Source organism: Caulobacter sp. DWR1-3-2b1 (genome assembly GCF_049895765.1).
Classification (GTDB): Bacteria; Pseudomonadota; Alphaproteobacteria; order Caulobacterales; family Caulobacteraceae; genus Caulobacter.
In genome coordinates this window covers 193714-215394 of sequence record NZ_JAFCSZ010000001.1, presented here as the reverse complement: position 1 = coordinate 215394, position 21681 = coordinate 193714, and the positions used below count along the sequence as shown (strand labels likewise).

Annotated in this window: 23 protein-coding genes and 3 tRNA genes; 23 read left to right on the top strand and 3 right to left on the bottom strand. The window is 66.9% G+C overall.

Annotated elements, in window-relative coordinates:
- The first annotated feature begins 99 nt into the window (after nucleotides 1–99).
- The 5 genes from ACP69S_RS01105 to ACP69S_RS01085 all read left to right on the top strand — a co-directional run bounded on the left by ACP69S_RS01105 (nucleotide 100) and on the right by ACP69S_RS01085 (nucleotide 7041).
- The gene (locus ACP69S_RS01105; protein WP_425994024.1) at nucleotides 100–1107 is read left to right on the top strand and encodes an NAD(P)H-dependent flavin oxidoreductase; all 1008 of its coding nucleotides are present in this window, start codon (nucleotides 100–102) and stop codon (nucleotides 1105–1107) included.
- A 108-nt stretch (nucleotides 1108–1215) separates the two neighbouring features.
- Nucleotides 1216–1956, top strand: coding sequence for a DUF2793 domain-containing protein (locus ACP69S_RS01100; RefSeq protein WP_425994022.1), 741 nt, complete (start codon nucleotides 1216–1218; stop codon nucleotides 1954–1956).
- A 251-nt stretch (nucleotides 1957–2207) separates the two neighbouring features.
- Complete coding sequence (locus ACP69S_RS01095) at nucleotides 2208–2783, top strand: TMEM165/GDT1 family protein (protein WP_425994020.1); 576 nt, start codon at nucleotides 2208–2210, stop codon at nucleotides 2781–2783.
- A gap of 176 nt (nucleotides 2784–2959) precedes the next feature.
- On the top strand, nucleotides 2960–6574 hold the full coding sequence (locus ACP69S_RS01090; protein ID WP_425994018.1) for a hydantoinase B/oxoprolinase family protein: 3615 nt from the start codon (nucleotides 2960–2962) through the stop codon (nucleotides 6572–6574).
- Nucleotides 6571–7041 carry a low molecular weight protein-tyrosine-phosphatase gene (locus tag ACP69S_RS01085; RefSeq protein ID WP_425994016.1) on the top strand — a complete coding sequence of 157 codons (471 nt, stop codon included), beginning with the start codon at nucleotides 6571–6573 and terminating at the stop codon, nucleotides 7039–7041. Before ACP69S_RS01090 ends, ACP69S_RS01085 begins: the two co-directional genes overlap by 4 nt.
- 134 nt (nucleotides 7042–7175) lie before the next feature.
- Here ACP69S_RS01085 and modB read toward each other — a convergent pair whose 3' ends face one another.
- Together modB and modA are read right to left on the bottom strand one after the other, a co-directional pair.
- Entirely contained in the window at nucleotides 7176–7838 is a 663-nt protein-coding gene (gene modB / locus ACP69S_RS01080) for a molybdate ABC transporter permease subunit (protein WP_425994014.1), read from the bottom strand.
- Nucleotides 7839–7841: 3 nt separating this feature from the next.
- Nucleotides 7842–8600, bottom strand: coding sequence for a molybdate ABC transporter substrate-binding protein (gene modA / locus ACP69S_RS01075; protein ID WP_425994012.1), 759 nt, complete (start codon nucleotides 8598–8600; stop codon nucleotides 7842–7844).
- Nucleotides 8601–8688: 88 nt separating this feature from the next.
- On the opposite strand from modA, the gene ACP69S_RS01070 reads away from it, so the two are divergent.
- The gene (locus ACP69S_RS01070; protein ID WP_425994011.1) at nucleotides 8689–9483 is read left to right on the top strand and encodes a TOBE domain-containing protein; all 795 of its coding nucleotides are present in this window, start codon (nucleotides 8689–8691) and stop codon (nucleotides 9481–9483) included.
- A 92-nt stretch (nucleotides 9484–9575) separates the two neighbouring features.
- Here the strand turns inward: ACP69S_RS01070 and ACP69S_RS01065 are convergent.
- Nucleotides 9576–9650: transfer RNA gene (locus ACP69S_RS01065), tRNA-Thr, on the bottom strand.
- A gap of 47 nt (nucleotides 9651–9697) precedes the next feature.
- Between ACP69S_RS01065 and ACP69S_RS01060 the strand changes: the two genes are divergently transcribed.
- From ACP69S_RS01060 to ACP69S_RS00980, 17 genes are all read left to right on the top strand, one after another.
- The gene (locus tag ACP69S_RS01060; RefSeq protein ID WP_425994009.1) at nucleotides 9698–10189 is read left to right on the top strand and encodes a hypothetical protein; all 492 of its coding nucleotides are present in this window, start codon (nucleotides 9698–9700) and stop codon (nucleotides 10187–10189) included.
- Between the two features lie 98 nt (nucleotides 10190–10287).
- Nucleotides 10288–11577, top strand: coding sequence for a UDP-N-acetylglucosamine 1-carboxyvinyltransferase (gene murA / locus ACP69S_RS01055; RefSeq protein WP_425994007.1), 1290 nt, complete (start codon nucleotides 10288–10290; stop codon nucleotides 11575–11577).
- A gap of 2 nt (nucleotides 11578–11579) precedes the next feature.
- Nucleotides 11580–12032 carry a DUF2948 family protein gene (locus tag ACP69S_RS01050; protein ID WP_425994005.1) on the top strand — a complete coding sequence of 151 codons (453 nt, stop codon included), beginning with the start codon at nucleotides 11580–11582 and terminating at the stop codon, nucleotides 12030–12032.
- A 173-nt stretch (nucleotides 12033–12205) separates the two neighbouring features.
- Nucleotides 12206–12397: a hypothetical protein gene (locus ACP69S_RS01045; RefSeq protein WP_425994003.1), complete on the top strand. Its 192-nt coding sequence runs from the start codon at nucleotides 12206–12208 to the stop codon at nucleotides 12395–12397.
- A gap of 138 nt (nucleotides 12398–12535) precedes the next feature.
- On the top strand, nucleotides 12536–13999 hold the full coding sequence (locus ACP69S_RS01040) for an NCS1 family nucleobase:cation symporter-1 (RefSeq protein ID WP_425994002.1): 1464 nt from the start codon (nucleotides 12536–12538) through the stop codon (nucleotides 13997–13999).
- A 163-nt stretch (nucleotides 14000–14162) separates the two neighbouring features.
- The gene (hisD, locus tag ACP69S_RS01035; protein ID WP_425994000.1) at nucleotides 14163–15461 is read left to right on the top strand and encodes a histidinol dehydrogenase; all 1299 of its coding nucleotides are present in this window, start codon (nucleotides 14163–14165) and stop codon (nucleotides 15459–15461) included.
- A gap of 21 nt (nucleotides 15462–15482) precedes the next feature.
- Nucleotides 15483–15974 (top strand): UPF0262 family protein, encoded by a 492-nt coding sequence (locus ACP69S_RS01030; RefSeq protein WP_425993998.1) that lies wholly within the window; start codon nucleotides 15483–15485, stop codon nucleotides 15972–15974.
- A gap of 5 nt (nucleotides 15975–15979) precedes the next feature.
- Nucleotides 15980–16438, top strand: a complete 459-nt coding sequence (locus ACP69S_RS01025) for a low molecular weight phosphatase family protein (protein ID WP_425993997.1) — start codon at nucleotides 15980–15982, stop codon at nucleotides 16436–16438.
- A gap of 96 nt (nucleotides 16439–16534) precedes the next feature.
- Entirely contained in the window at nucleotides 16535–16753 is a 219-nt protein-coding gene (gene infA, locus ACP69S_RS01020) for a translation initiation factor IF-1 (RefSeq protein ID WP_035044427.1), read from the top strand.
- Nucleotides 16754–16758: 5 nt separating this feature from the next.
- Nucleotides 16759–17355, top strand: coding sequence for a Maf family nucleotide pyrophosphatase (locus ACP69S_RS01015; protein ID WP_425993995.1), 597 nt, complete (start codon nucleotides 16759–16761; stop codon nucleotides 17353–17355).
- Nucleotides 17356–17365: 10 nt separating this feature from the next.
- Nucleotides 17366–18409, top strand: a complete 1044-nt coding sequence (locus ACP69S_RS01010) for a ribonuclease E/G (RefSeq protein ID WP_425993993.1) — start codon at nucleotides 17366–17368, stop codon at nucleotides 18407–18409.
- Nucleotides 18406–18585: a DNA gyrase inhibitor YacG gene (locus tag ACP69S_RS01005; RefSeq protein ID WP_425993991.1), complete on the top strand. Its 180-nt coding sequence runs from the start codon at nucleotides 18406–18408 to the stop codon at nucleotides 18583–18585. Before ACP69S_RS01010 ends, ACP69S_RS01005 begins: the two co-directional genes overlap by 4 nt.
- 91 nt (nucleotides 18586–18676) lie before the next feature.
- A tRNA-Phe gene (locus ACP69S_RS01000) sits at nucleotides 18677–18752 on the top strand.
- A gap of 634 nt (nucleotides 18753–19386) precedes the next feature.
- Nucleotides 19387–20280: a MotA/TolQ/ExbB proton channel family protein gene (locus ACP69S_RS00995; protein WP_425993989.1), complete on the top strand. Its 894-nt coding sequence runs from the start codon at nucleotides 19387–19389 to the stop codon at nucleotides 20278–20280.
- Nucleotides 20281–20285: 5 nt separating this feature from the next.
- Complete coding sequence (locus ACP69S_RS00990) at nucleotides 20286–20717, top strand: biopolymer transporter ExbD (protein ID WP_425993987.1); 432 nt, start codon at nucleotides 20286–20288, stop codon at nucleotides 20715–20717.
- Between the two features lie 10 nt (nucleotides 20718–20727).
- Nucleotides 20728–21459 (top strand): energy transducer TonB, encoded by a 732-nt coding sequence (locus tag ACP69S_RS00985; protein WP_425993985.1) that lies wholly within the window; start codon nucleotides 20728–20730, stop codon nucleotides 21457–21459.
- Nucleotides 21460–21586: 127 nt separating this feature from the next.
- Nucleotides 21587–21663: transfer RNA gene (locus tag ACP69S_RS00980), tRNA-His, on the top strand.
- Nucleotides 21664–21681 lie beyond the last annotated feature (18 nt).

Genomic DNA, 21681 nt, shown 5'->3' with positions numbered 1-21681 from the left:
GTAACGGCCGTCAAGCCTTGCGCCGGATGCGAACGGGCGTTTAAGCTAACGGCGTTTACATGCGCGGCGCCCAACGCCGCCTTCAGGGAGCCGACTTTCATGGCCTTGCCGCCCGTTTTGCGCGACCGTCTTCGGCTGCCAGTCATCGCCTCGCCGTTATTCATCATCAGCAATCCCGATTTGGTGATCGCCCAGTGCAAGGCCGGCATCGTCGGCTCGTTCCCGTCGCTGAACGCCCGCCCGATCTCGCAGCTGGACGAGTGGCTGCACCGCATCACCGAGGAGCTGGCCGCCCACGACCGCGCTCACCCCGAAGCGCCCTCGGCCCCGTTCGCGGTCAACCAGATCGTCCACCGGACCAACAACCGGCTCGAGGAGGACATCGAGCTGTGCGTGAAATACAAGGCGCCGCTGGTGATCACCTCGCTGGGCGCGCGCGAGGATCTGAACGCCGCGATCCACTCGTATGGCGGCGTCACCATGCATGACGTGATCAATGACAGGCACGCCCACAAGGCCATCGAGAAAGGCGCCGACGGCCTGATCCCGGTGGCGGCCGGCGCGGGCGGTCACGCCGGCACCCTGTCGCCCTTCGCCCTGATCCAGGAAATTCGCCAATGGTTCGACGGACCGGTGGCCCTGTCGGGCTCCATCGCTTCGGGCCGCTCGATCCTGGCCGCCCAGGCCATGGGCGCGGACCTGGCCTATATCGGCTCGGCCTTCATCGCGACCAAGGAAGCCAATGCCGCGCAGGGCTACAAGGACATGATCGTCGAGAGCAAGGCCGACGACATCCTCTATTCCAACCTGTTCACCGGCGTACACGGCAACTATCTGCGCCCTTCGGTGGTCAAGGCGGGAATGGACCCCGAAAACCTGCCGGTCAGCGATCCGTCGGCCATGAACTTCGGTTCGGGCGGCAACCAGGAAGCCAAGGCCTGGCGCGACATCTGGGGCTGCGGCCAGGGCATCGGGGCCATCGATTCCGTGCTGAGCGCCGGCGAACTCATCGCCAAACTCTCTGATGAGTACGAGCAGGCAAAGGCCGAACTGGCCGCCAAGACGGCGCTGACATCGGGCAATCACCTGGCTTTCGCCGCAGAGTAGCGACCCGCTGGAGCGGGGACCGGGACGGGGATCGACCACGGTCGGTCCCCGGCTCCATCAGCGGGGTGATCCTTGAGGCGAGTTCAACGCCTTTCAAAGGATCTTCCGATGTTCGACGAAACCACCCCGCGCCTGGGCCTGCCCTATGTGGTCGCCGCCCAGGCCCAGAAGCACATCTCCATCAATGAATGCCTCGCCCGGCTGGATGGTCTGGTTCAGCTCGCGGTCGAGAGCCGCGTGGTGGCAGCCCAGCCGGCCAGCCCCGTCGCGGGCGGGGTGTGGATCCTGCCGGCCGGCGCGACGGGCGCGACTTGGGCCGGTCAGGCGGCCGGGACCCTGATGCGTTCCGAGGCCGGCGCCTGGGAAGCCGTTCCTTTGACCGAGGGCGTGCTGGCCTGGGTCAAGGACGAGAACCAGATGGTCGCCTTCGACGGCGCGGTGTGGGCGCCGCTGTCGGCCAGCTTCAAGAGCCTGACCGCGTCCGCCTCGCCGGGCCTGGCCAACACCCGGTTGGAGATCCGCGAGGAGGAGACCACAGTCGCGGGGGCGACGACCTCGACGGCCATCGTCATCCCGGCGCGGGCCATCGTGCTGGCGGTCTCGACCCGGACCACGGTGGCCGTGACCGGGGCGGCTTCATACAGCTGCGGCGTGTCCGGCGACGCCGGCAAGTTCGGTTCGTCCCTGGGCGCGGCCAAGAACGCCAGCAATGTCGGGGTGATCGGTCCGACGGCCTACTATTCCGATACGCCGGTGCTGCTGACCTCGGCCGGCGGCAATTTCACCGGCGGCAAGGTGCGTGTGGCGATCCATCTGCTGCGTTTCGACGCGCCGGCGGCTGTCGCCTAGTCGACGATTGACGTGATCGACATGCGTCGCTAAACGCACCCCACCTTTGGGGAGTAGCCGCCCGCATCCATCAGCGGGCCCCGCGCCAACACACTTGGACCCATCTCTGCTTCAGGGGGCGGGGCCATGGCGCGGGGAGGGAAGCGAATGATCCGCTTCCATGGCGAGACCAATGGCGCCGACTTCCTCCCGGGCTGGGTGGGACGTCGACGCTGTTGGCGTGCGCCCGGCCCAAAAGGTTATCTAACTCTATGGAATACCTACTCGTTTCGGCCCTGGTCGTCGCCATCGCCGAGATCGGCGACAAGACCCAACTGCTGGCTATGATCCTGGCCACGCGGTTCAAGAAGCCCCTGCCGATCATCCTGGGCATATTGGTCGCCACCCTGGCCAACCATGCCTTGGCCGCAACCGCCGGCTACTGGGTCGCCGATCTGCTGAGCGGGGTGTGGTTCAAGTGGGTTATCGCCGCGTCGTTCATCGCCATGGCGGCCTGGGCCCTGATCCCCGACAAGGTCGACGACGAGGATGGCGCGAACACCGGTCGTTACGGCGTGTTCCTGACCACCACCATCGCCTTCTTCTTGGTCGAGATGGGCGACAAGACCCAGATCGCCACCGTGGCTCTGGGCGCCAAGTTCCACTCGATCTTCTGGGTCGCCCTGGGCACCACCCTGGGCATGATGATCGCCAACATTCCGGCGGTGTACCTGGGCGAGGCGGCCACCAAGGTCGTGCCGCTCAAATATGTGCGGATCGGCGCGGCGCTGATCTTCCTGGCGCTGGGCTTGTGGGCGGCGGTCGAGGCTTCAGGGCTCTTCCGCTAGATCATCCGCTCTCCCCGGCGAACGCCGGGGCCCAGATCGAACGCTGAGCATCGCGAGTGTGATCGAGGTGGATGGCGCGCCCATCCCGAACGCTCTGGATGAATCTGGGTCCGGCCTTCGCCGGGAAGATCGGAAGAGGTATGGACGGGGGAATGGACTCGGAGCCCCGCCGCCTCATGACTGACGATCAGAACCTGCGCGGCTGGGAGTTCTGGATCGACCGCGGCGGCACCTTCACCGACATCGTGGCGCGACAGCCGGACGGTTCTCTGCTCACGCACAAGCTGCTGTCGGAAAACCCCGAGCAATATGCCGACGCCGCCGTGGCCGGTGTCCGCGCCCTGTTGCCAGCCGGCGCGACCATCGACGCGGTCAAGATGGGCACTACCGTGGCCACCAACGCCCTGCTCGAGCGCAAGGGCGAGCCGACCATTTTGGCGATCACGGCGGGTCATGCCGACGCCCTGCGGATCGGCTACCAGGCCCGGCCCAGGCTGTTCGACCGCCATATCGTCAAACCCGAGGCCCTCTATGACCGCGTCGTCGAGATCGACGAGCGGATCAGCGTCGAGGGCGCGGTCCTCAAGCTGCTGGACGAAGCGTCCGCACGCCAAGGTCTGCAAGTCGCCTTCGACGCCGGCTTTATGGCCGTGGCCATCGTGCTGATGCACGGCTTTCGGTTTACCGACCACGAGGCCCGCGTCGCAGCCATCGCTCGTGAAATCGGCTTCACCCAGGTGTCGGTCAGCCATGAGGTCAGCCCGCTGATGAAGCTGGTCGGACGGGGCGACACCACGGTAGTCGACGCCTACCTCTCGCCGATCCTGCGCCGCTATGTCGATCGCGTGGCCGGCGAACTGGGCGCGGATACGCGGCTGCTGTTCATGCAGTCGAACGGCGGCCTGACTGACGCGCGGGCTTTCCGGGGCAAGGACGCCATCCTGTCGGGTCCCGCCGGCGGCGTGGTCGGCATGGCGCGCACAGCGGCCCAGGCGGGTTTCGATCGCGTGATCGGCTTCGACATGGGCGGCACCTCGACCGACGTCTGCCACTATGCCGGCGAGTACGAGCGCGCCTTCGAGACCGTAGTGGCCGGGGTGCGGATGCGCGCGCCGATGATGAACATCCACACCGTCGCGGCCGGGGGCGGCTCGATCTGTTCGTTCGACGGCGCGCGCTTGCGGGTGGGACCGGCCTCCGCCGGCGCCGTGCCGGGTCCGGCCGCCTATCGGCGTGGCGGGCCGCTGACGGTCACCGACTGCAACGTCATGCTGGGCAAGCTTAGGCCGGAGTTCTTTCCGGCGGTGTTTGGTCCGAACGCCAACCAGCCTCTTGATGCGCAGGCGGTGGCGAAGGGCTTCGACCTCCTGGCCGCCGACATTCTGGCCGCCACCGGCGAGGCCATGAGCACCGAGGCCATCGCCGAAGGCTTCCTGACCATAGCCGTTGAAAACATGGCCAAGGCCGTGCGGCAGATCTCGATCCAGCGCGGCTATGACGTGACGCGCTATGTGTTGGCCTGTTTCGGCGGCGCCGGCGGTCAACACGCCTGCTTGGTGGCCGACGCCTTGGGCATGACCACGGTGATGATCCACCCGTTTGCCGGGGTGCTGAGCGCCTATGGCATGGGCTTGGCCGACCTGCGCCTGATCCGCGAGGCGACCGTCGAGCGGCCGCTGGCGGATGCGGCAGCCGATCTCGCGGAGCAGGCGAGGGTGCTGTCCATTGAGGCCGAGGCCGCGCTGCGCGCCCAGGCCGTGCCGATGGCCTCGGTCGAGACCCTGGCCACTCTGCGCGTAAAATATGCCGGAACCGACACGCCGCTGGTCGTTCCGTTCGCTGGCGAGGTCGGTGTCCGCGCCGCGTTCGAGGACGCGCACCAGCGGCGGTTCGGCTTTACTTCGCCAGCTACGGCCCTGGTTGTCGAGACCTTGTCGGTGGAAGCCATCGGTCATTCGGACGCCGGTTTGGAACCGGATTTTGAGTCCAGCGCGTCTTGGGGTGAGCCGGAGGCGCTGGCTGCCGTCGAGGTCCGGATGGCCGGGCGGTCGAGGGCGACTCCGGTGTTCGACCGCGAGGCGCTGGCCGTCGGCGCCGAGGTCAAAGGTCCCGCCATCATCCGCGAGGCCACCGGCACCACGGTGGTCGAGCCCGGCTGGCGCGCGGCCGTCGATCCGTATCGCAACCTGATCCTCGACCGCATCGAGGCCCTGCCGACCCGCCGCGCCATTGGGACCAAGGCCGATCCGGTGATGCTGGAGGTGTTCAACAACCTGTTCATGGCCGTGGCCGAGGAGATGGGCTTCGCCCTGCAGAACACCGCCTATTCGGTCAATATCAAGGAGCGGCTGGACTTCTCCTGCGCCCTGTTCGACCGCGACGGAAACCTGATCGCCAACGCCCCGCACATGCCGGTGCACCTGGGCTCGATGGGCGACAGCGTGCGGGCCATCCGCGAGGCGCGCGACGGCGACGCCCTTGAAGGAAATGGGCGCGGCATGAAGCCCGGCGACGTCTATATGCTGAACGCCCCCTACAAGGGCGGCACCCATCTGCCGGACGTGACCGTGGTCATGCCCGTGTTCGACGCGGCCGGAGCCCTGTTGTTCTACGTCGCCGCGCGGGGGCATCAGGGCGACATCGGCGGGATCACGCCGGGCTCGATGCCGCCAAACAGCCGCACGGTCGAGGAGGAGGGGGTTCTGATCGAGAACTTCCTGCTGGTCGAGGGCGGCCGGTTTCTGGAAGCCGAAACCCGCGCCCTGCTGGCCTCTGGCAGGTGGCCGGCCCGCAATCCCGACCAGAACATCGGCGACCTCAAGGCCCAGATCGCCGCCTGCGCGCGGGGGGCCGAGAGCCTGACCGGCCTCGTCGCCGAGTTCGGTCAGGAGGTGGTCGAGGCCTATATGGCCCACGTGCAGGACAATGCCGAGGAGGCGGTGCGACGCGTGCTGGCCACCCTGAACGACGGCGCGTTTGCCTATGAACTGGACGACGGCTCGGTGGTGAAGGTGGCGATCACGGTGGACCAGCAGGCGCGCACCGCCACGGTCGATTTCGCAGGCACCAGCGACCAGGTCCCGACCAACTTCAACGCCCCGGCCTCGATCTGCCGGGCGGCGGCGCTCTATGTGTTTCGCACTCTGGTGGACGACGAGATCCCTATGAACGACGGCTGCCTGCGGCCGGTCGAGCTGGTGATCCCGGAAGGCTCGATGCTGCGGCCGCGCTATCCAGCGGCGGTGGTGGCCGGCAATGTGGAGACCAGCCAGGTGGTCGTGGACGCCCTCTACGGCGCGCTGGGCGTGATGGCCGGGGCGCAGGGGACGATGAACAACTTCACCTTCGGCGACGAGCGGCGTCAGTACTACGAGACCATCTGCGGCGGCTCGGGCGCGGGGCCTGACTTCGACGGAACCGACGCCGTCCAGACCCACATGACCAACAGCCGCCTAACCGATCCCGAAGTGCTGGAGACCCGCTATCCGGTGCTGGTCGAAGCGTTCTCGATCCGGCGCGGTTCAGGCGGGGCGGGGCTGCGTCATGGGGGTGACGGGGTGGTGCGCAGGATCGGCTTCCGCGAGCCCATGACCGCGACCTTGCTGTCCAATCGCCGCCGTGTGCCGCCGTTCGGGCTCGAAGGCGGGGCGGCTGGAGCGCTGGGAACGGCCCGGGTCGAGCGAGCCGATGGGACGGTTCAGGCCATGACCGCCACCGATCTGGTCGAGGTCGAGGTCGGCGACTCCATTGTCATCGAGACACCCGGCGGCGGCGGCTGGGGCGCGGCATGACTCGCTATTCGGTGCTGTTCGTCTGCCTTGGCAATATCTGCCGCTCGCCCCTGGCCGAAGGGGCGTTTCGGGCCGAGGCAGAGCGGCTGGGTCTCGATGTGATCGCGGACTCAGCCGGTACCGGCGGCTGGCACAAGGGCGATCCGCCGGATCGTCGGGCCATCGCCGCCGCCCGTCGGCAGGGTGTCGATATTGGCGGGCTTCGGGCTCGGCAAGTAACGGCTGAAGACTTCCGCCGCTTTACCCACATCCTGGCGCTCGACCACGACAATCTGAAGACCCTGCGGGCGTTGCGGCCATCGGATGGGACGGCGAAGCTGGGCCTGTTGCTGGATCACGCCGAGGGCTTCGAGGGGCTGGCGGTAGCGGATCCTTGCTATGGCGACGACGCGGGGTTCGACGTGACCTGGAACCAGGTAGCGGCAACGGCGAAGGGATTGGCGCTGACTCTCAAATCCAATCCATAAACCCGCTCTTCCCGGCGAAGGCCGGGACCCAGATTGATCCAGCGCCTCTGGGGATGACGCGCCTACGGCAGAACCAGATAAGCCCACGCCCCCGGGTTCGATCTGGGCCCCGGCGTTCGCCGGGGAGAGCGGGATCAAGAAGTCCTCGTCGCCCGCCGCTCCATCAGCAGCAGCGTCAGCGTCACCAGGAATCCAAACGCCAGCAGCAGTCCCGCCAACCGGTGCGCCTCGCTCCAGCGCAGTTGCTCGACCAACTGGAAGATCTCGACCGACAGCACCTGGGTCTCGCCCGGAATGCCGCCGCCCAGCATCATCACCACGCCGAACTCTCCGACCGTGTGGGCGAAAGACAGGATGGCGGCGACCGCGTAGCCGGGCAGGGCCAGCGGCAGAGCCACGCGCAGGAAGCTCTCCCACCATGACGCGCCCAAGGTGGCGGCGGCCTCCATCGGCTCGTCGCCCAGGGCGATGAAGGCGTTGCGCAGAGGCTGAACCGCGAAGGGCAGGGAATAGATCAGCGAACCGATCACCAGGCCTTCGAAGGTGAAGGCCAGGGTGCGAACGCCCAGCACCTGAAGGGGCGCCATCAGCACACTGTGCGGACCCAAGGCGATCAGCAGATAGAAGCCCAGCACCGTCGGCGGCAGGACGATTGGCAGGGCGACCACGGCGCCGACCACGGGTTTCCAGCGCGAGGTTCCCCGCGCCAGCCACCAGGCCAGGGGCGTGGCCAGGATCAGCAGCAGAATGGTCGTGATCCCCGCCAGCTTGACCGTCAGCCACAGCACCGAAAGCATGGATCAGCGAACCTCGTAGCCGTAACGCTTGATGATGGCCTTGGCTTCCCGGCCCTTCAAGAAGGCCAGGAACGCCTTTGCTGCGTCGTTGTTGGCGCCGGTCTTCAGCAGCACGGCCTGCTGGTCGATAGGGGTGTGGTAGCTCGAGGGCACGATCCAGCGCGACCCGCCCTTCTCGGCGATCACCTGAGAAAGCGCCACGAAGCCCAGTTCGGCCGCGCCGGTCTGCACATACTGGAAGGCCTGGGTGATCGACGAGCCGATGACGATCCTCGGCTTCAGGGCGTCTTGAAGCTTCATCCTGGTGAGGGTCTCGACGGCGGCCTGGCCGTAGGGCGCGGACTTGGGTTCGGCGATGGCCAGCCTCTCGAACTTACCCTTGGCCAGCACAGCGCCCTTGCCATCGACGAGGCCCAGGGTTTTGCTCCACAGCACCAGCCGTCCGGTCGCGTAGGTGAACCGCGTGCCGGCCACCGCCAAGCCCTCGGTCTCAGCCTTGGTCGGGCGCTCAGCGTCGGCCGACAGAAAGACTTCGAACGGCGCGCCATTGGCGATCTGGGTGTAGAACTGGCCGGACGAGCCAAAGCTCAAGGTCGCCTTGTGGCCGGTCCGGGCCTCGAACTTCGCGGCGATCTCCTTGGCCGGCTCGGTGAAGTTGGCGGCGACGGCGACCTTGGTCTCGGCGGCTAGGGCCGACGCTCCCGCCAGCAACGAGAGCGCGCTGGCGAAGGCCACGGCGAGGAACGGGCGGCGAGCGATCATGCGGGACCTCGTCAGGCTTGGAGTCGACAACGAACCAGCGTTATGTAGCAAGACTACATAACGCTGTCCCGCATGATCAGGAGCGACCATGTCCATCGACGGCGAACTCAGCGCCTCGCTCGTCCTGCGTCGGGGCGCCTTGGCCCGGGTCGGGCTGGAGCGCATCGCCCTGATCGAGGCAGTCGGCGAACTAGGCTCGATCACCGCCGCCGCCAAGCGGCTGGGTTTGAGCTACAAGGCTGCGTGGGACGCGGTCCAGGCCCTGAACAACCTGTTCGACGCGCCCTTGATCGCCGCCAGCGCCGGCGGCAAGTCGGGTGGGGCGGCGACCATCACTCCGCGTGGTCATGCCGTGATCGGGGCCTTCCGCGAGGTCGAGCGCGAGATCGGCGCGGCCCTGGTGCGCCTCGAAGCAGGCCTCGCCTCTGCGCCCGAGCAGGGTCTGGGCGATCTCTTCTGGAGCCTGGGTCTGCGGACCAGCGCCCGCAACGCCTTGCGCGGGACGGTCGCCCGGATTGGCGACGGCGCGGTGACTGTCGAGGTGGCGCTGTCGCTGGGCGACGGCGTCGAGATCGTCTCGGTGATCACCCGGCGCAGCGCGGACGAACTGGGCCTGGCGGTCGGCAAACCGGCCATCGCCCTGATCAAGTCCAGCTTCGTGACCGTGGCGCGCGACGCCTCGCCCGGGCGGAACCTGTTGGTCGCCATGGTAGCCGACCGCGAGGACAGCGAAACCGCCAGCGAGATCCGCCTGACCCTCAGTGCCGGCAAGACCCTGGTGGCGACCGTGCCTCGCCAGCACGCCGACGCGATGGCGCTATCGGTCGGTCAGCGGGCGGTCGCGATCATCGAACCGTCGAACGTCATCCTCGCCATCGAATAGGCGACAGACTGTCGCGCTCACCCGGTCGGACGTCTCTTCGCTTGATTGTGGGGAGTAGGTCGGTCCCAAACCCCTTGGGGATCTGGGACCGATGGTGCCACGACAGGGACTCGAACCCTGGACCTCAGCCTTACCAAGGATGCGCTCTACCACTGAGCTACCGCGGCGAAGAGGAGGGGCGTATAGCGAGCCAAATCGCGAATGCAAAGCCCAAATGCGACTTGACCCACAGACTTCGTCGCCGCACCCCTCGCGCATGCCGATCCCCGACGACAAATCCCTCCGCGAAGCCAGGCTCGCCGAGGCGCTCAGGACCAACCTGCGCAGGCGAAAGGCCGCCGCGCGCCCTTCTAGCGGGGGCGAGGATAGGGCGGTCGCCGCCGCCGAAGCCGCGCCGCAACCTTACAGCGTCGCGCGTCGCCTGGATGGCGTGGGGCACCGCGATGGTGAGCAAGTCGTCCTGACCCTGGAAATTTCCGCCACCTATCCCGCGCCCGGGTCGAACGAGGTCTGTTGCGCGGTGAGGCTGGTCGGCGACGGCGGACAGTTCGACAGCGATCATGGCAAGGCGGCGTTCGGCCTGGACGGCTTGCAGGCGCTGAAGCGGGCCATCGAGCTGGCCCAGGTGGCGCTTGATCTGGCCAGCACGACCCACGAACTGCGCTGGCCGGACGGCCGACCCTATGACCTTTCCGCGCCCATTTGAGCCACGCCCCTTGCATGCCCTCTTGCAACGGATAGAACCCGCCCCTCACATGTGACCCGCGCGACGATCCGTCCCCGTCGCGCGCTCGAGGGACGACATTGGATCGCATCGCCATCATCGGCGGCGCGCGACTGAACGGGGAAATCCCGGTCAGCGGCGCCAAGAACTCGGCCATCAAGCTGATGGCCGCCAGCCTGCTCACCGACGAGCCGCTGCGCCTGACCAATATGCCGCGCCTGGCCGACACCCGGTTCTTGGGCAAGCTGCTGATGCGCCTTGGCGTCAGCGTCACCGAGAGCGACGGCGCCGACGGCCAGCAGACCCTGCTGCATGCGCCGGAGATCACCAGCGGCTTTGCGCCCTATGAGCTGGTCAGCCAGATGCGCGCCTCGTTCAACGTGCTGGGCCCGCTGATCGCCCGCACCGGCCAGGCCAAGGTTTCCTTGCCCGGCGGCTGCACCATCGGCGCTCGTCCGGTCGACCTGCACCTTCAGGCCCTGGAGGCCCTGGGCGCCAAGATCGACCTGCACGAGGGCTATGTCTACGCCCAGGCCCCGCGCGGGCTGCAGGGCGCCGAGATCACCTTCCCGATCGTGTCGGTGGGCGCGACCGAGCACGCCATGCTGGCCGCCGTGCTGGCCCAAGGGACCACGGTGCTGCACAACGCCGCCTGCGAGCCCGAGCTGATCGACCTGCAGGAATGCCTGAACGCCATGGGCGCCAAGGTGGAAGGGGCAGGGACCTCGACTGTGACCATCACCGGCGTCGCCCGTCTGCACGGCGCGACCCATTCGGTGATCCCCGACCGGATCGAGATGGGCACCTATGCCGTCGCCGCCGCCATGGCCGGCGGCGAAGTGCGCCTGACCAAGGCGCGTCCAGGCCTGATCGACAGCCTGTTGGACAAGCTGGAAGAGGCCGGTTGCGGCGTCGAGCGCACGGCCGATGGCGTCATCATCCGCCGCAATGTCGAGCGCCTGAAGGCGGTCGACATCGAGACTGCGGCCTTTCCGGGCTTCGCCACCGACCTGCAGGCCCAGTTCATGGCCCTGATGACCGTGGCCGACGGCGAAAGCCGCATCCGCGAGACCATCTTCGAGAACCGTTTCATGCACGCGCCCGAGCTGATGCGCCTGGGCGCCGACATCTCGGTATCCGGCGGCGAGGCCCGCGTGCGCGGCGTCTCCCAGCTGGAAGGCGCCGAGGTGATGGCCACCGATCTGCGGGCGTCCGTCAGTCTGGTGATCGCCGGTCTGGTCGCGCGCGGCGAGACCACCGTGTCGCGGATTTATCACCTGGATCGCGGCTTCGAGCGGCTGGAAGAAAAACTCACCGCCTGCGGGGCTCAGGTGCGCCGCATCCAGGGCGACGGCGAGCCGGAACTCTGATCATGAGCAAGACCGTGCCCGCCCTTCGACTGCTAGCCCAGGACGCCGACGATCTGGCGGTGCTGTCGGCCGCCCTGCAGGACGCCGTCGCCAAGATCGGCGACATCCGGTGGGACGCTCAGGCCCGCACCCTGACCCTGGCCTGCAATCGCTTTCGCTGGGAAGTCGCGGGCAAGAAGGTCAAGAGCGGCGTGGAGGGCGAGCGCGTGCGCTCGGCCCTACAGCTAGGCGACGTCACGGGCGTCCAGGCGCGCAACCTCAAGCGCGACGCCAAGGGCGCCGTCGTCGAGCTGCTGTCGATCAGCTTCGAGCCCGGCGAGGCTCCGGGTGGAACGGTGCTGCTGACCTTCGCCGGCGGCGGAGATCTGCGGGTCGTCGTTGACTGCCTGGACGTCGTGCTGGCCGACGTCTCCGAGCCTTGGGCTACGCCCCGCCAGCCTGGGCACGCAGACTAGGCGCCCTGCGCGATTTGTGGGCATGCCCTTAAGGTGACTTCCAAACGAGCAGTCGCGGCGCCGAGGATTCGTCCCACGCGCTAGTGATCACGCGCGAACTCGCCTCTGGCGGTAATGGTGCTAGGTTAACGCCACGCGCCCGTTAGGGGCGCGAGCATCGTTAGGAGGCCGCCATGGCCAGGAAGTCCTATGCGACCGGGGAAACCCAGTCGGTGTTTTTCCGTGCGTGCGACATCACCAAACCCGCTCCACCCGTGCTTCGGCACGGCGGTCCCTGTTTCGACTGGGGGCGCCTCGTTCTTGTGAGCCTGTTCCTCGTACTTGGCGCGGGCGCGGCGACCTTGGCCTATGCGGGGCTGACCTAACCTATCCGACATCGAGCGGAACGGCCGGCCGCCGTTCCGCCGATTGCCAGTTCCCCCCGACGCCCCCTAAGCTCGGCTATCGCGTCCGAGGCGGGGGCCGGCGCGACCTGACGCCATATGCCCGCGGGAAGCCGACGCATGAGCGCCCCCGACAGCGACCTCTGGAACGAAGATCTGGCTCCAACCGGTGAGGTGCAACGCACCTGGCGCTGGTGGCACTTCGCCGCCCTGTGGCTGGGGATGGTCATCTGCGTACCCGCCTACATGCTGGCCTCGGGCCTGATCGAGCAGGGGATGTCGGCCGGACAAGCCGTGGCCACCGTGCTGCTGGGCAATCTTATCGTGCTCGTGCCAATGCTGCTGATCGGCCATGCCGGGGCCAAGCACGGCGTGCCCTATGCGGTGCTGGCGCGAGCCTCGTTCGGCTGGAAGGGCGCGCGCATTCCCGCCGTCGCCCGGGCAGTGGTCGCCTGCGGCTGGTACGGCATCCAGACCTGGATCGGCGGCGGCGCGCTGTTGACCCTTCTGGGCGTGATTCTGGGCCGCAGCCTCGTGGGCGCGCCGATCCCCTTGCTGGGCATTGGCGTCGGACAGCTGCTGTCGTTCCTTGCCTTCTGGGGCATCCAGCTGCTGTTCGTGACCAAGGGCCTGACCGCCGTGCGCCGGCTGGAGACCTGGACGGCCCCGATCAAACTGATCATCTGCGCCCTGATGGTTTGGTGGGCGATGGACAAGGCCGGAGGCTTGGGTCCGATCTTCCATCAGCCCTCGGCCTTTGCGGCCGGCGGCGCCAAGGCCGGCCAGTTCTGGAGCGTCTTCGTACCGGCCTTGACGGCGATGGTCGGCTTCTGGGCGACTTTGGCCCTGAACATTCCGGACTTCACGCGGTTCGCAAAGAAGCAGACCGACCAGATCCTGGGTCAGGCTCTCGGCCTGCCGATCCCGATGGGACTGCTGGCGCTGGTCAGCGTGATCACTACCTCGGCCACGGTCATCGTCTTCGGCAAGGCTGTGTGGGACCCGGTGCAACTGGCCGGCGACATCGGCGGGATCGCCGTGGTCATCGGCCTGCTGATCATCAGCCTCGACACGGTGTGCTGCAACATCGCCGCCAATCTGGTCGGGCCGGCCTATGACTTTTCGGCCCTGTGGCCCAGCAAGATCACCTATCGCATCGGCGGCTGGATTACGGCGGGGATCGGCGTGCTGATCATGCCGTGGAAGCTGCTGGAGACCACCCAGGGCTACATCTTCGTGTGGTTGGTCGGCTACGGGGCGCTGCTGGGGCCGATCGCCGGCATACTGATCGTGGACTACTGGTTTCTCCGGAAAACCGAGCTGGCGGTGGGCGATCTCTACGAGAAGGGCGGGGCCTACGCCTATCGCGGCGGCTGGAATCCGGCCGCGCTGGCGGCGCTGGCGGTGGGCGTTGCGCCAAACCTGCCGGGGTTCCTGGCCTCGGCAGCGCCGCACATGTTCGGCGGCGTGGGGGCGTTCTGGACGGGGCTCTATGCCTATGCGTGGTTCATCGGGCTGGCGCTGGCGGGCGCGGTCTATTGGGGGATGATGCGGGGCTGGGTACGGGTTAGGGCAAGCGACTAATCCTCCCCCTAGCGGGGAAGGTGTCGGCGAAGCCGACGGTGGGGGAAGTGACTGCTGGCTCATTGCAGTCTTCCCCCACCGGCCTCCGGCCGCATCCCCCTTCAGGGGGAGGATTTGCCGAAACCCCCTTGTCTCCTCGTCAAAAAACCGCATCTACACGCCCATGCGCCGCTTCGACTTCTCCGCCCCCGATTTCGCCGCCACCTTCAAGGCCTTCCTCGAGGAGGATCGGGGTTCGCCGGCTGATGTCGAGGCGTCCGTCGTCCAGGTGCTTGAGGTCGTCAAGACCGGCGGCCTCCAGGCCGTGCTGGACCTGACCCGCAAGTTCGACCGCGTTGACCTGACCGAGCAAACCGTCCGCGTCACCGCCGAAGAGATCGAGGCCGGCGCTGCGCAGACCTCCGCCGACGTGCGCGAGGCCATAGCCTTCGCCGCTGCTCGCATTCGCGCCTATCACGCTCGCCAGCGTCCGGCCGACCAGGCCTGGACCGATGAGGCCGGTGTCGAGCTCGGCTGGCGCTGGACGCCCATCGAGGCCGTGGGCGTCTATGTGCCCGGCGGCCGCGCTGCCTATCCCTCGACCGTGCTGATGAACGCGGTGCCTGCTCAGGTGGCCGGCGTGGACCGCATCGCCATGGTCACCCCGCCCGGCAAGCTGCAGCCGGCCGTGCTGGCCGCCGCCAAGGAAGCCGGCGTCACCGAGATCTGGCGCATCGGCGGGGCGCAGGCCGTGGCGGCCCTGGCCTATGGCGCCGGACCGATCCAGTCCGTCGACAAGATCGTCGGCCCGGGCAACGCCTATGTCACCGCCGCCAAGCGTCGGCTGTATGGCGTGGTCGGCATCGACGCCCTGGCTGGACCGTCCGAGATCGTCGTCGTGGCCGACAACAGGAACAATCCCGACTGGATCGCCGCCGACCTGCTCAGCCAGGCCGAGCACGACCCCGCCGCCCAGTCGATCCTGATCACCGACGATCCGGCCTTCGCCGCCGCCGTCGAGGCCGCCGTCATCGCGCGCCTGAAAACCCTGGCCACAGGCGAGGACGCCGCCGCCTCATGGCGCGACCACGGCGCGGTGATCATCGCGCCGCTGGACGAGAGCCCGGCCCTGATCGACGCCATCGCTCCGGAGCACGTCGAGTTCGCCCTGGATAATCCCGAGCGTCTGTCGGACCGCGTGCGCCACGCCGGCGCGATCTTCCTGGGTCGCCTGACGCCGGAGGCCATCGGCGACTATGTGGCCGGCTCCAACCATGTGCTGCCCACCAGCCGCGCCGCGCGCTTCCAGTCGGGGCTGTCGATCTACGACTTCCTCAAGCGCACCTCGATCGTGAAGTGCGACGCGGCTTCGTTCGCGATCCTCGGGCCGCACACGGCCGCCCTGGCCAGGGCCGAGGGACTGCCGGCGCACGCGCTTTCGGCATCCATTCGCCTCCTTGGGCGGTTGCCTTCCCAGGGCTGACGCGTAAATCTCGCGCGACACATGACCGACGCCAAAGCCACTCAGTATCTGAAGTCCATCGTCATCGACGATGGCAGCCTCGCGGCCGCCTCGCGCGACCAGGAGCAGGAGCGGCAGGTCGCCATCTTCGACCTGCTGGACTCCAACTATTTCGAGCCGGCCGAGGCGAGCGTTGGCCCCTACGATCTGAAGCTGTCGCTGATCGAGAACCGCCTGGCCTTCGACATCGGCGGTCCCGGCCCGCAAGACGAGAGATGGGAGCGTCGGCACCTGCTGTCCCTGTCGCCCTTCAAGGGGGTGATCAAGGACTACTTCATGATCTGCGACAGCTATTATTCGGCGATCCGCAATTCGACGCCGCAGCAGATCGAGGCCTTGGATATGGGCCGGCGCGGTCTGCACAACGAAGGCTCCTCGCTGCTGCGCGAGCGGCTTGAGGGCAAGGTCAAGACCGACCTGGACACCGCGCGGCGCCTGTTCACCCTGATCTGCGCGCTGCACTGGCGAGGCTAGGGACGGTGCCCGCAGATCTGCCGGACGCCGTACTCTTCACCTGCAACTACAACCGGGTGCGATCGCCGATGGCCGAGGGGCTGTTCAAGCGCTTTTACGGCGCCCGGGCCTTCGTTGATTCGTGCGGACTGCGCGGCGACCCCACTGACGAGGGTATCGATCCGTTCGTGGTCGCCGTGATGGACGAGCTGGGACTGGATGTTTCCGAGCATAAACCCAAGACCTTCGCCCAGCTGGAAGACGACAGTTTCGACGTCGTCGTTTCGCTGACGCCCGAGGCCCAGCACCGCGCCGTCGAGCTGGCGCGGGACCGGGCGACCGATATCGAGTACTGGCCGACCCACGATCCCACCCTCGTCGACGGCTCGCGCGAGGCGCGGCTGGAGGCCTATCGCGAGGTCCGCGACGGCTTGGCTGAAGCCATCAAGAGACGTTTCGGCGCGCCATCGACGTTCGGGGGGTGAATGCGCTATAGAGGCGCCTCGCCGCGCTGGCCCACGTCCCGACCACCCGGTCGGGGCGTCCTCGCGGCTATCTGTTTGCTCCAATTGAGAGGCCTGATGGCTAAGGAAGAACTTCTCGAGTTTCCCGGTACGGTCAGCGAACTGCTGCCCAACGCGACCTTTCGCGTGACGCTGGAAAATGCCCACGAGATCATCGCCCACACCGCCGGCAAGATGCGCAAGAACCGTATCCGCGTGCTGGCCGGCGACAAGGTGTTGGTCGAGATGACCCCCTACGACCTGACCAAGGGCCGTATCACCTACCGCTTCAAGTAGGGGCGATGGCTTCCGCTACGGCCGCCCAGCCGGCGCTGGTTCTGGCCAGCGCAAGCCCCCGGCGCCTGGACCTGCTGGCGCAGGTCGGCGTCACGCCCGACCGGGTCGATCCCGCCGACATTGATGAAACGCCCCTGCGCGACGAGACACCGCGGCTCCACGCCCTGCGCCTCGCACGCGAAAAGGTGCGCGCCGTCGCGGGACGAGCGCCGGGCGACTTTGTCCTGGCTGCCGACACGGTGGTCGCAGTCGGACGTCGCATCCTGCCCAAGGCCGAGACCGAGGACCAGGCGGCCAAATGCCTGGCCCTGCTGTCGGGCCGCAATCACAAGGTGCTGACCGCCGTCGCCCTCGTCGCGCCTGATGGCCGCGAGGCCTCGCGACTGGTCGAGACCCGGGTTCAGCTCAAGCAGTTGTCCGACATTGAGAAGGCCGACTATCTGGCCGGCGGCGAATGGCGCGGCAAGGCGGGCGGCTACGCCGTTCAGGGCGTGGCCGGCGGTTTCATCATCGACCTGCACGGCTCCTATACCGGCGTCGTCGGCTTGCCGCTGTACGAGACGTTGAACCTGCTGCACGGCCTGGGCTGGAAAGCACGATGAGCGCCACGTCATGAGCGAGAGACGCGCCTATCTCTATAGAGGTGTCGGCGAGACCGTCGGCGTCGTCACCTTGGATGGTCGCCCCGAGCGGCTGATCGCCACTTGGGACGGCGACGATCCGCTCGACGTCGAAGGCGTTCGCGGCGTGGCCCGCATTCGCAAGATCGAAAAGGCCTTCGCTTCGGCCTTCGTCCAGCTGCCTGGCGGCCAGGACGTCTTGCTGCCTCTGCGGCCCGACATGCCCAAGCTGGTCGAGGGTGGTCTGGTCGAGATCGAGATCCGCACCCCCTCGCGCCGCGACAAGTCGGCGGTGGCCCGCTTGATCGGAGAAGGGGAGGGGGAGCCGCGCGTGCTCGAGCCCGCCTTCACCGTCGACCAACAACTGCGCCTGCTGGTGAAATCCGGATCGCCGACCGGCGGTGAGGCTGCTCTGCAGGCCGTGGAGGCAGCCGAGGCCGAGGCGCTGGAGACGATCTTCGCCCTGCCGGGCGGCGGCGATATCAGTATAGAGCCGACCCGCGCGCTGGTGGCGGTGGATGTCGATCTGGGCGCGCGCGAAGGCCTCGACGCCAAGCGCGCCGCCCGCCAGGCCAATATGGCGGCCCTGGGCGTGGCCGCGCGCGTTCTGCGACTGAAGGGGCTGGGCGGGATCGTCGTTTTCGACCTCGTCGGGCGCGGCCATGATGGTCAGGCCCTGTCGACGGCGGCCCGTAACGCCTTCTCGGTCGACAATCCTGGCGTGGCCATCGGGGCGATCAGTCGCTTCGGGACGCTGGAGATGACGATTCCCCGGCGCGGCCGGTCGATTCTCGACCGACTGCTGGATGCGAGGGGCGAGGCCAATCCCGCCGCCGTGGCGCGCCGGGTTGCGCGCGCGCTGGAGCGCGAGGGCAGGGCGGACCCCGGCGGTCGGCTCGTCGCGCGATGCGCTCCCGCTGTCGCCGAATCTTTCACGACGCTGGATGCCGGCGTGGCCGATCGTCTGGGTCGGAGATTCGTCGTCGAAGCCGTCGCGGGCTGGCCGGTCGAACGCATCGAGGTGTCCGCAACATGAGCAGTGGCTGCCCCATTTGCGGCAAGCCGGTTGATCCGGCCTTCCGTCCCTTCTGTTCCAAGCGCTGCTCGGATGTCGATCTGCAGCGATGGCTGTCGGGTCGCTACGTGGTCCCGGCGACGGACGACGAGGACGAGAATCCATCCTCCGAAGACATCTACAGGAATGACGATTAGGGCGCTGGACAACCAAATCGGCCTCGCCTATAGACGCGGCTCCCCGCTGCAAGGCGGGCGCTGAAGCGGTTTCCGAACCGCTAGGCCAAGGGCCTGGATAGCTCAGTTGGTAGAGCAGCGGATTGAAAATCCGCGTGTCGCTGGTTCGAATCCGGCTCCAGGCACCACCACCTTTTCAATGATTTAGATCAGTTGGCCCCTCGCTTCGCGGCAGCGGCTTCGCATCGTTTCTCCCCGGTCTCGATGATCCTGAAGCTTTGAGCGTCGCCGGACCGGGCTCGGGATATCGATTTACGACGCCGGAATCCCGGCTGGGCCGATCGGTTCGATAGCGGTCAACCGGCCGCGCCGGGCGCCTGTCTTTCACCAACCGCTGTTTTGTTGTTGCGCTGCAGTGCAGCGTGAATATTCCCGCTGGCAGGGAAAAACCGCCCCAAAATCCTGATTTCTCTTTTGTGCGCCGCAGCAAGGGAGGCCCAAGCGTCGCCGGGGCGATAATTTTGTGCCCAGAAGAACCCCTTGACGGTACGAAAAGGGGTTGCCAAAGGACCCCTGCCGCAATTCTAACATTGCGGTAAGGTCAAAGCCTCTCCGGGGGCTTTGGCCATTCGCGCTTCGAAACGATCCTTCTGGAGGGCCTGGTCCTCGCGAGGGGCGTAACGGGTCGAGCGCAGCGAAGCGGGTCCGCCGGATCGACAGAGAAATCTGCCGCCTGGGGGACTATTCAGAGTTAGGGTAGAAACGCTCTCGCGCGACGACCCTCGGTCCAAACGTGCTAGACCAATCAGGAACTGGCGACAGATGCTCGACATTAAACGGAAGACCCCCCTCATCGCTCTCGTTGGCGCTCTCGCGCTGATGGCTAGCGCCCCGGCTTTCGCTCAGGACGCCGCGGCTCCCGCCCCGGCCGCCGCCGAAAGCGCCGCAGTCCCGGCTACTGACGCCGCTGCTGCTCCTGCTCCGGTCGCGGCTGAGGAGCCTGCCGCCGCCGAACCCGCCAAGGAAAGCCACTCGCTGACCCCGGTCGGCATGTTCGTGCAAGCCGGCATTGTCGTTAAGGTCGTGATGATCGGCCTGATCCTCGCCTCGATCTTCTCCTGGGTTCTGCTGATCACGAAGCTTCTCGAGTTCGGCGCGCTGAACAAGCAGTCGGACAAGTTCCTCGAAGCTTTCCGCGGTGCTCGCTCGATCGCCGACATCGCCCGCATCGGGTCGTCGGAAGAATTCGAAGGCAACCCGATGGCCGACATGGCCGCCGCGGCTGCTCAAGAAGTCGAACTGTCGCGTCAAGCTGGTCTGGCTGTCGGCGGCGAACACCGCGACTCCACCATCGCTCGCGCCACCTACGCCATCAACGCGGTGCAAGCCTCGCTGGTTAAGCGTCTGTCGGGCGGCATGGTGTTCCTGGCCTCGGTCGGCTCGGGCGGTCCGTTCATCGGTCTGTTCGGTACGGTTTACGGGATCATGACCTCGTTCATCGGCATCGCGAACACCAACACGACCAACCTGGCCGTCGTCGCTCCCGGCATCGCCGAAGCGCTGCTCGCCACCGGTATCGGTCTGTTCGCCGCTATTCCCGCGGTTATCTTCTACAACTACTTCCAGACCCGCATCTCGGCCTACGGCACGCGGTCGGAAGGCTTTGTTGCTGAACTGATGAACGCCATCTCGCGCCAACTCGACAAAGGGGCGTAACTCCGATGGCCGCCAAACTCTCAGGCGGTGGGGGCGACAGGTTTAACGTCGAACAGAACAGCGAGATCAACGTTACGCCCTTTGTGGACGTTATGCTGGTTCTCCTGATCATCTTCATGGTGGCGGCTCCGCTCGCCTCCGTGACGGTCGAAGTAAACCTGCCGCCGGCGGTTGCGAAACAGTCGGATGCCCCGCCGAAGCCGGTCTACATATCGATCCAGCAGTCGGGCAAAGTTTACATCGGTGACTTTGAAACGAGCGTTGATACGATGGGTCAAGACCTCGCGAAGAACATCGGCAGACGCGATCCGACGAAGGAGCGTATCTACATCCGGGCTGACGAGAAGACTCGCTACGGAGCTTTCATGGAGGTGATGAACACCCTCCAGGATAACGGCTTCTACAGCGTGGCGCTCATCGGCCGGGAAGATAACTAGGGGTGAATGCATGGCTGAACAACAGACGCCCGAGCATCGCCACTACGATCCGCTCACCTCGGATGGCCCCCGCCGTAAAAAGGGTCTAGGCGCTTTCGGCGTCGCGACTCTGCTTGTGGTCGGTTTGCACGCTGCTTTGTTTGCCTATCTGGCAAAGCAGAAGTTCGAGTCCGTAATGAAGGAGTATTCGGACGACGCCGTGGATGTGGAGCTCCCGCCCCCACCGCCGCCGCCGCCGCCGCCTCCTCCGCCGCCTCCGCCGACCAATGAGCCTCCGCCCCCGCCGGCGGTGGTTCAGCCCAGGCCTCCGATCGCGCCGCCGCCGGACATCACGCCCCCGCCGGCGCTGCAGATTCCTCCCGTTGCAAAACGGGTGGAACAAACGGCTCCGCCGGTGATATCGGCCGCTCCGCCAGTGGCTGCAAATCCGCCGGCTCGCGCTTCGGTTATCACGCGTCCTGACTGGGCTCGTAAGCCCGGCGGGGACGACATGGCCCGGTACTACCCGGACCGTGCGCAACGAATGGAAGTCAACGGCCGCGCGACGATCTCGTGCACCGTGACGGCCAAGGGTACTTTGGAAGGCTGCTCTGTGGTCTCCGAGAACCCTGCGGACTACGGTTTTGGCGATGCAGCCTTGAAGCTGTCGCGCCTCTTCCGGATGAAGCCAAAAACCCTCGACGGCGCTCCCGTCGATGGCGGCGCCATCACCGTTCCGATCGTCTTCCAGGTCCCGAGCTAGGACCCGGCCAGACCGGAAAAGACAGGAACGCCCCGGAGTCTCGGCTCCGGGGCGTTTTCCATTGAGCGGGCTGTTTCGACGCTTGATCCGGCCCGCGCCTCCGACTAAAGACACTCCCTCGCGATGCGCTGCCTTAGCTCAGTTGGTTAGAGCGCCGGTTTGTGGAACCGGAGGTCCTCAGTTCAAGCCTGAGAGGCAGTACCATCGTGACTGACTGAAAAA